8 protein-coding genes and 1 pseudogene are annotated in these 9498 nt (G+C 42.4%); 5 read left to right on the top strand and 4 right to left on the bottom strand.

What is annotated here, in order from left to right; translation table 11 throughout:
* Positions 1-274, bottom strand: a 274-nt coding sequence (locus tag LC586_RS43820) for a hypothetical protein (RefSeq protein ID WP_498072194.1), incomplete at its 3' end; no start/stop codon positions are given.
* A 292-nt stretch (positions 275-566) separates the two neighbouring features.
* Here LC586_RS43820 and LC586_RS38255 point away from each other — a divergent pair.
* A complete protein-coding gene (locus LC586_RS38255; protein WP_229491000.1) occupies positions 567-3053 on the top strand; it encodes a single-stranded-DNA-specific exonuclease RecJ in 2487 nt (828 codons plus the stop codon).
* Positions 3054-3235: 182 nt separating this feature from the next.
* Positions 3236-4189 (top strand): DUF4351 domain-containing protein, encoded by a 954-nt coding sequence (locus tag LC586_RS38260; protein WP_229491001.1) that lies wholly within the window; start codon positions 3236-3238, stop codon positions 4187-4189.
* 692 nt (positions 4190-4881) lie between these two features.
* Here the strand turns inward: LC586_RS38260 and LC586_RS38265 are convergent.
* Together LC586_RS38265 and LC586_RS38270 are read right to left on the bottom strand one after the other, a co-directional pair.
* The gene (locus LC586_RS38265) at positions 4882-5520 is read right to left on the bottom strand and encodes a pentapeptide repeat-containing protein (RefSeq protein ID WP_229491003.1); all 639 of its coding nucleotides are present in this window, start codon (positions 5518-5520) and stop codon (positions 4882-4884) included.
* A 247-nt stretch (positions 5521-5767) separates the two neighbouring features.
* The gene (locus tag LC586_RS38270; protein ID WP_229491005.1) at positions 5768-6442 is read right to left on the bottom strand and encodes a cadmium resistance transporter; all 675 of its coding nucleotides are present in this window, start codon (positions 6440-6442) and stop codon (positions 5768-5770) included.
* A gap of 529 nt (positions 6443-6971) precedes the next feature.
* Between LC586_RS38270 and LC586_RS38275 the strand changes: the two genes are divergently transcribed.
* From LC586_RS38275 to LC586_RS38285, 3 genes are all read left to right on the top strand, one after another.
* Entirely contained in the window at positions 6972-7409 is a 438-nt protein-coding gene (locus LC586_RS38275) for a Crp/Fnr family transcriptional regulator (RefSeq protein ID WP_100899683.1), read from the top strand.
* 101 nt (positions 7410-7510) lie between these two features.
* Positions 7511-7966, top strand: coding sequence for a hypothetical protein (locus LC586_RS38280; RefSeq protein ID WP_229491007.1), 456 nt, complete (start codon positions 7511-7513; stop codon positions 7964-7966).
* A 236-nt stretch (positions 7967-8202) separates the two neighbouring features.
* Positions 8203-8721, top strand: coding sequence for a GNAT family N-acetyltransferase (locus tag LC586_RS38285; protein ID WP_229491008.1), 519 nt, complete (start codon positions 8203-8205; stop codon positions 8719-8721).
* Positions 8722-8814: 93 nt separating this feature from the next.
* On the opposite strand, the pseudogene LC586_RS38290 reads toward LC586_RS38285, so the two are convergent.
* Positions 8815-9498: pseudogene (locus tag LC586_RS38290) on the bottom strand (cobyrinate a,c-diamide synthase); the annotation flags it as partial.

Raw genomic sequence — 9498 nt, forward strand, 5'->3', positions numbered from 1 at the left:
CCTCAACACGACTTTGAAGTACCTCAACACGACTTTGAAGTACCTCAACACGACTTTGAAGTACCTCAACACGACTTTGAAGTACCTCAACACGACTTTGAAGTACCTCAACACGACTTTGAAGTACCTCAACACGACTTTGAAGTACCTCAACACGACTTTGAAGTACCCCAACACGACTTTGAAGTACCTCAACACGACTTTGAAGTACCTCAACACGACTTTGAAGTACCTCAACACGACTTTGAAGTACCTCAACACGACTTCGAGGTATCTGTTTCTAAGATACAAGGTTGGGGAGCCACTGCGCCCTTGCGGTTTCCCGACTTGTTCGCTTTTAGCGTTCCCGCAGGGTAGCAAGTGGCGTTTGAGGAATGTAGCAAGATCCCCGCAGGGTAACCCAATATTGATAGATTAGAGGATGTTTGTAAAATCCAATAAGGGTATAAAGAAATTAAGTCACTTTTTGCCGTAACACACTCTACTTAATATTTTGTTTATAAATAGCCTCTAACTTTTCAGTTTCCAACTTTTAACTTCCCACTCCTAACTCCTAACTTTCTTTTATGCCAGAACAACAGCAGTGGACTATAGCAGCAACCGAACAACCCCCGGAGTGGTTCATCCAAGCGGTGAAACAGCATACACCCGCATCAAGTGGAATATATGCAGCACAATTGTTATGGCAACGGGGAATTAAAGATCATCAACAATTAACAGCTTTTATTAACCACAAAGCTTATCAACCAGCGAGTCCGTTTGAGTTTGGGCAAGAAATGCACTTAGCGATCGCCCGGTTGCAACAAGCATATAACATCAAAGAAAAAATTGCCATTTGGGGAGACTTTGATGCTGATGGTATTACCGCCACATCTGTACTTTGGGATGGATTGGGGCAATTTTTTAAACAAAATACCCAGTTAATTTACTATATTCCCAATCGCCTGAAAGAATCTCACGGACTCAATAATCAAGGGATTGATAACCTAGCAAAACAAGGTTGCAAATTAATTGTTACTTGCGACACAGGCAGCACAAACATTGAAGAAATTATCTATGCTAAACAACTAGGTATAGACGTAATAGTTACAGACCATCACACCTTACCCACAGAACGCCCACCCGTCGCAGCAATTATTAATCCTCGTTATTTGCCCAGAGAACATCAGCTGTTTAATCTTTCTGGGGTAGCAGTAGCTTATAAGTTAGTGGAAGCATTATATCAAAGTCTGCCTAATATTGCAAAACATCCGTTAGAGGATTTATTAGATTTAGTAGCAGTAGGATTAATTGCCGACTTAGTGCAGTTAAGTGGAGATTGTCGCTATTTAGCACAGTTGGGAATTCAACGACTGCAAGCAGATTTTCAACAGCCAGCAGCAGCGCGTCGGCGTCCGGGGGTGGGGCGATTATTAGAATTGTGCCAAAAAAGTGGCGATCGCCCCACAGATATTTCCTTTGGTTTGGGGCCAAGAATTAACGCCGTCAGCCGCATCCAAGGCGATGCTAGTTTTTGCGTTGAATTATTAACTAGTCGAGATGCCAAACGTTGTAACGAACTAGCCGAAGTTACAGAACTCGCAAACACCCGCCGCAAATCTTTACAAAAAGATGTACAAGCGCAAGTAGCACAAAAACTTACTCAATTAGACTTATCAACCACCAGCGTTATTGTTTTAGAAGATGCCCAATGGCCTGCGGGTGTATTGGGCTTAGTTGCTGGACAAGTAGCACAAGAAACAGGTCGCCCGACTATTTTGTTAAGTACGGAAGGAGCAGGGGGAGATGAGGGAGATGAGGGAGATGGGGGAGATGGGGGAGATGAGGGAGAAAATCTTACTTCCTCATCCTCCTCATCCTCCTCATCCTCCTCATCCCCCTCATCCCCTCCCCTCGCCCGTGGTTCCGCCCGTTCGGTGAATTCTGTGGATTTATACCAACTGGTGAAAGACCAAGCACATCTGTTACATCGCTTTGGGGGACATCCCTTTGCAGCAGGTTTGAGTTTGTTGGTGGAGAATATTCCTTTATTTACAGCAGCGATTAATCAGCAGTTGCGGCAATCTTTAGGTAGTACAACCCTAACGCCAACTGTGCAAGCGGACTTGACGGTAACAGTCGCAGACTTGGGGAAAGATTTATTTTTGGAACTGAAACTGCTAGAACCTTGTGGAATGGGTAATCCTGTTCCGAAATTGCTAATTCAAAACTGCTGGTTTGAAAATGCTTGGCATCGCAATCAGCAGGATTGGCAAGGGAAAAAAGTACAGTACATTAAAACCGAGTTTGATATTCGGGATGATTCCAGCAGAAGTGCTTTTCCTGGTATATGGTGGGGGCACTACAAAGATGAATTGCCCATAGGAAGGTGTGATTGCATAGCAGAATTAGACTATAACACCTTCAAAAAACGTTATGAAATCAGATTAATTGCTGTGCGTCCCAGTGTTAACTCAGCACTCAACACTCGGAATTCCCCACTCATCTTAGACTGGCGTAACTTCCCCACTCCCGACTCCCAAGTACAGACGCGATTAATCGCGTCTCTACCGACTCCCCCACTCTTGCTTGAAAATTGTCCCACGAACTGGGATGATTTACGCGCCTGGTTGCGGCGGTGTCTAACGATAAGCGGCTCTGCATCTACGCATGACAATCAACAACAATTAGCGATCGCTTGGTCTAAACCCAACCTTCAACCACCCAATCAAATTTGGCTGACTCTTGTAGGAATTGCCAAATATCTCAGTCGCACAAATCAACTAGTTACCCGCGTCCAACTTTTAGAGAAAATCGGCATCACCGACCAAACCTTACTTGTAGGCATCAAAGCTTTAAAATATTTAGGGTTCACAGTCAAACGACAAGACCGTTATTTGCAAATCACCTGGCATCCAAGTGATAGTGCAGAAAACTTGGCTGAGGCAGCAGTGGAACGATTTTTAGCTGCTGTTAGAGAAGAACAATTTCAGCGACAGTATTTTGCTGAAGTTCCTTTATCTACTATTGTTGCGATCGCAAGTTCCGACAATTACATGGGTACAAACTTTTAAAAACGTGAGTTCGACAAACCTCTCCCTCCCAGCCTCCCTCTCCGAAACGGAAAGGGAGGAGCAACGAAAAATTAAGTTTTTTGCTCCCCTCTCCGACACGGAGAGGGGTTGGGGGAGAGGTCAAATAAGACTTGTCGAACTCAGGTTGATTTAGGATTACTAGATGGTATAACAATCAACTGATGACCGAGGAACTGGAAAGAGCAGATAATGATAGCCCGTGGAAAGAAATTTTAGAAGCTTACTTTCCCCAAGCAATGCAATTTTTCTTTCCCCAAACAGCAGAACTAATTAATTGGGAACGTCCCCACGAATTTCTCGATAAGGAATTTCAACAAATCGCCCGCGAAGCAGAACTTGGTAGGAGATATGCAGATAAATTAGTTAAAGTCTGGCAAATTCAAGGACAAGAAACTTGGCTATTAATCCATGTAGAAATCCAAGCAAAATCAGAGGATACTTTTGCCGAAAGAATGTTTTCCTACAACCTGCGAATTTTTGACAGATTTGCGAAACCTGCCATCAGTTTGGCGATTTTGTGCGATACCGATCCGACATGGCGACCCAATCAATATAGTTATAATTATCCCAATACCAAGCTTAACTTTGAATTTGGAACCGTCAAGCTACTGGATTATCAAAATCGTTGGACAGAATTAGAAGCCAGTGACAATCCATTTGCAACTGTAGTAATGGCGCATTTGAAGACACAGCAAACAAATAAAAAGCCAGGAGAACGTAAAGCTTGGAAATTTAGCTTGATTCGCCGATTGTATGAATTAGGATTGCAAGAAAAAGATATTCGTAACCTTTACCGATTTATTGATTGGGTTATGATTTTACCAAAAGCCTTGGAAGCAGAATTTTGGCAAGAGTTTAAGCAATTTGAGCAGGAGCGGACTATGAGCTACATTACCACAGGCGAACGCATTGGTTACGAGCGGGGAAAACAGGAACAAGGACAAACACTCGTGCTACGGCAACTACAAAAACGGGTAGGAGAGTTACCACAAGAGGTTCGGGGGCGCATTCAAACTCTTTCCCTAGAGCAATTAGAAGCACTTGGCGAGGCTTTATTGGATTTTACAACCATTGAGGATTTACTTAACTGGTTGGAACAAAATCAAACAGCGTAGAATATTTCTTGATGGAAATAGTTTAGGACTTACGAAACTGGCACACATACAGCAGAATTTAGAACTCAGCAGTAAAACACGTTTTACACCTGGGTAACAGACGCGAGCTTGTGTACCTCACCAAATTGAAATCTGCTGTATCTACTGGTATAAGAGTCATATCAAGTTCGGCAAATCACTTACCATATGTCATTGCGTTCGCCCCTGGCGTTCCCGTTGGCGCAGCCTCTCCAAGAGTTGGGTATGCAACGAAGTGGAATGTTCGCCTTTGGCGTTCCCGCAGGGTAGCAATTCGCTTGCGCTTTGGGATTGCCGCGCAACTCTTAGAGACGCTGCGCGAACGCTCGCTTTTGACTAAGTATTAAGTCGGACATGATATAATATCATGTTCGCATAATTAGTTATGATTTCCACAGTCATTGCACCCCACACGCTATCCGGCTCCACGCAGGTGAACCCCAAGACCGCACTGGCTCCCCTTAATCCCCTCCCCGCTTGCTCTTAGGGGAGACGAAGCGTAGCTTTGGCGGGGTGGGGTTCTTCGGGTTTGATAAGTAATCAAGCGAACATGATATAATAAGTAATCAAGCTGACATGATATAACTCACATTTTAAAAAATAAAGCCTGTATTCATTACTGAATCAGGCAATTGAAATTTTTTATTAAATTTGCACAGAGAACTTCAGTTTCATCACTGAACAGTGAATCCTTCCGGTCTGATTGCATCTTCCAAATCAACGCCCATCAGGTTAACCCCCTGGATGTTTGCATTTGTAAGATTTGTCTTTTCCAAATCTGCGCCCTGTAGGTTAGCCGCTTGCAGATTTGCTCCCGACAGGTTAGCTTTCTCTAGGTCTGCATCAAATAGGTTTGCTCCCACAAGGTTTGCTCCCAAAAGGTTTACCTTACCTAAATCTGCCCCTTGAAAGTTTGCCCCTTGTAAATTTGTTTGCTGTAAGTTAGCCCTTTCTAAGTCTGCATTTTGTAAGTTAGCACCCTCCAAGTTTGCCGCTTGCAGATTTGCGTCCTTTAGCATTGCTCCAGTCAGATTACATCCGATACATTCATTGGTTTGTAATAAACGTCTAACGTTTTCTGCTACAGACACTATTGGCGATGCAACCGGAGATATTACTGGGGCAGTAACAGACTCCATTGGGGATGTAAGCGGAGATATTACTGGTGCTGGTTCAGATACCGTAGGTATGGATGGTGTTAGTGTTTGAGCTTTAACTGCTTGCTGGTCAAGGAGCGAAAATCCTGCTACAAGTACCAGAAATACTGCTGTTACGATCCACTGAGTTAATTTTTTTGGATTTGGTTTATTCATTAGTTCCTTCATAAGCTGATTCGTAGTGCTGGGCTTGCTTTTATAAGAGCCATCAATAATGTGCTTTATTCTCACTTTAGATAAATTGATTGATAACATCAAATATTATTTTGATTCCAATTGATAAATTCAAGTGATTAAAAAATCTTTTGAGATGGGAAACGATCGCTGATTTTTTTGCTTACATCAGGGAGATAGCACCCATCAAGAATTTCGAGTTTTTAGATCAGGTGCAATCCCCTCATCCCTAATGAGAAAGCATTGCCAGACTAGGTAAAAGCCGATATGTTTCACTTTTAATTAAGATAGAGAGTCCCAAGTAAATTAAGACAAAGGGGAAGATTTTCCGACCATAGCGAGTTAAAACGGGAGCCATGAGAGGATTACGAGTCAGGTTGTAAGACAGTAAGCACCACACCCCAACAGTGAAATAGCAAACAGCTAGAATTACACCCAAACTTGGAAGATTGCTACTGGCAAACAACGGTACATAGATCCCAATGTTGTTTCCTCCATTGGCAATAGTCACTGCGGAAACGCGATAGGTTTGCGGATCTCGGATGGTTGCTAATAGTGATTTCTTCTGGCGTCCAGATTTGACAGGAGAGGTTAAGTCAACTGACACAGCTTGCACTGTCTCTCCTTCCTCTTCTCGGCTGATGAAATTACTGATACCAATGGCGATGGGAAGCAAACCTAGTAATCCAATCCAGGTGCTGGGAATAAGAAGACCGCCAAAGAAACCAGGGAGACTAGCACATACTAAGGTAGTGAATCCAAGAAATTCACCGATAACAATATGCTTAGGACGAAAGCTGCGATTGACCTTTCCAAAGAAAGCTGTCAAATATAAATTGTCGTCAAAGGTGGTTGCAAAAGCTACAGAGATTCCAATAATTAATGTACTAATTAGCCAACTCATAATTGTTGCTCACGATAATTCAATGCTGTTTGTCTTAGTCCTTGTCTGCTGCTAGATGTGTGAGCAGTTCAGGAGATTTTGTGACTGTTTTACCTAACGACAACCGATCGCGGTTCGTTAGCCATTAGCCAGTTCCCCAGTTTTTAGAAGCTATCGCCTCTAATCAAATTGGTGATTTTTTTTCTCAGCAAGGTACCTTGGGAGCTCATGAAGTCAATATTATGGCTTGCGACCAAATAAGAGCAAATACTCTTGTTTTTTAAAACGATAAATAAAATTGATTAATATCTTGGTTTGAACTGGGTAAGGGGCGCAAATGACTACACCGTATACTGAGCTAGTATCTGAGAACTTTAAGAGCGTAGTTTACCGCCGTAGGCATCGCTCGGATTGAAGCAATGCTAAGTGGTTTTCTGTTGGTAAAGTTTAAGATATTCTTGACGGCTAGCGTTCAACATCGGTTAATATGACTAATCGCGTGGCTTCAGTTTTAAAATTTACAGTAATGTTTGATATTTAACTTGTAATTATGCTAACCAGTGTTGACCGTTTATTATTTGTCCGGCGAGTCCCAATTTTTAAGGAATTGCGGGATGATTTTATTGTGCGGCTCACTTCAGTAATGAACGAATTGTCATTTCCAGCTAATTACACCATCTTTCGCCAGGGAGAAGAAGGGCGATCGCTCTATATTGTTGTGTCAGGCCGAGTTAAAGTTCACATCGGTAATAAACAACTTGCAGAGGTAGAACAGGGAAAATACTTTGGTGAGATGGCAGTATTTGATACTCAACCTCGTTCCGCCAGCGCAACGACTTTGGAACCTTGCGAATTTTTGGAACTGACGCAAGAGCAGCTATATGATGCGATCGAAGAAACTCCCGAAATTGCGGTGAATATCATTCGTGAGTTATCCCGTCTGATTCGCAGATTGAATGACGATATGAATGTGTCGAACTTACGTTAATTTATAGCAACTTATTAAGAATAGTATCGACAGAACACATTATTGGGGTAGGATTACAGTCGTTTATCTCAACACTGTTAGCAGATGGGTGTGAAATCAATATGAGTACTATTCAAGAACAAGCGACAACTTCTTGTTATGAGAGGCTAGAACCTTCTAAACCCATAGAAACTCCAGACTCATTCAGCAAAGTTAATAAATGGAATAATAAATGGATCTTGAGCAATATACTTGATAGAGGTCAAGAACATTTTATTTTTGATGACATGAAATTGAGCTTAATTAAGTTGAATAATAACCAAATTCAAGGTACTTTGTCCTATTACATTACTTCCAAAGGTTGGAGAACAGGAACAACCCAAATGCCGGGAATACGCATAGTTCTAAAGGACTTGAAGGGAATCGGTTTTGCCAATTGGTCTATTGATGATATTCAGGTAGGTTGTGGAGATAATCATCAGTATCGAGAACATAAGACAATTTTCAATCTTTATTCTTTTGAAAACATTTTTAAAGCTGAAAGAGATATTAATAATGGTAGTGTTTATAAATGTTAGTAAGTTTATCGCTAGTCGGCGTAAAAATAGTGGATCTGGTCGCCAAATCCTAATAGACATCTGGTAGAAATTAAATATGCGTTATCCAGAACCCTTGTAGAGACGCGAAATTGTACTGGGCTGTGCTTCTCTACGAGACGCTATCGCGAACGCCCCGCTACGCTAACGTCCCGCAATGCTTTCGCGTCTCTACATTCTTTTTCACGAGATGTCTATAAAAGAGAATCAGAAAAATCATGCCAACAGACGCGGTAATCTTGCGCCTAGAAAAGGTTACGGAACAACACGCCGAGATCCTGTACTCCTATATAAGCAACCCACATCTGTACGAATATCTTGAGGAGCAAATCCCGACCCTCATGGAGGTTAAACAAAAATTCAAGTTCGCCGCGCTAGAAAAATCACCCGATAACGAGACTATGATCTGGCTGAAATGGGTTGCGATAACTCCCCAAAACCAACACGTTGGTGTTGTCGAGATAGGTATTTTTGATGATCAATATGCGGAAATCGGCTTTATGACATTTGTTGGTTTCCAGAACCGGGGATACGCTAACATCTACAATTCTCTAGCCATCGCCGAAACCCAACGACGCTTTAGCTTATCCATACTACACGCGTCGGTAAACCAGTACAATATTGCCTCCCGTAAAGTGGTCGAGAGGCTTGGGTTCCAATTGCACAAAATCAATCGAAACGCAGAGTTTGTTAAAGGCAAACCTTCTGATGAATTCATTTACCGCTTGACCTTCTGAGGTTTTTTTTGAAGCGTAGGTTTCCATAATAAAAACATTCTCTGATACTTTTAAATTCATTCAACTGGGTTTTGCGCTTGCTTAAATCCACGTTCATGAAGGTGCTACTTTCAGACATTCTTTAAGAAACTGCTGGGGAATTTCTCCACTTTCTCCCCAGTGGAGATGAACATAAGAAGCGTGAACATTTGCAGGTAAACCCCATCCTTCGCATCCCATATTTTCGTCACAATCGTAGCGAGAAGTTTCAAATAGGGGCTGAGTAGGAGTTAAGGTTAAATGGGAACGATGAAACTCATGTCCGTAAATAGTTGTATTTGCTTTCACTAACAGATTATCTTGCAAAGCTACTGCACGACGATAGCCCAAAGTTAAACGCTTACCCATTACAGCAGATGTCGGTAAAACTCCCGCCATCGACCAAGATTTCCCCTCAAAATCGATAATTTGCTCACATAAATACATTAATCCTCCGCATTCAGCAACTGTCGGCATTCCTTGAAGAATAGCTGTTTTCACGGCATTACGAACGCTAGTATTTTCTGCTAGTTGCTGGGCAAAAACTTCTGGGAAACCACCGCCAAAATACATTCCCTGCACATCTTTTGGTATTGCAGCATCTTCTAAGGGACTCCAGAAAACCAGTTCTGCGCCAAGTTGTTGCAGCAAATCAAGATTGTCTTGGTAGTAGAAATTAAAAGCGCGATCGCGGGCTACTGCAATCCTGACGGGAGAAGAGGGGGGATGAGGGGGATGAGGGGGATGAGGGGGATGAGG

The sequence above is a fragment of the Nostoc favosum CHAB5714 genome, from assembly GCF_020829495.1.
Classification (GTDB): Bacteria; Cyanobacteriota; Cyanobacteriia; order Cyanobacteriales; family Nostocaceae; genus Nostoc; species Nostoc favosum.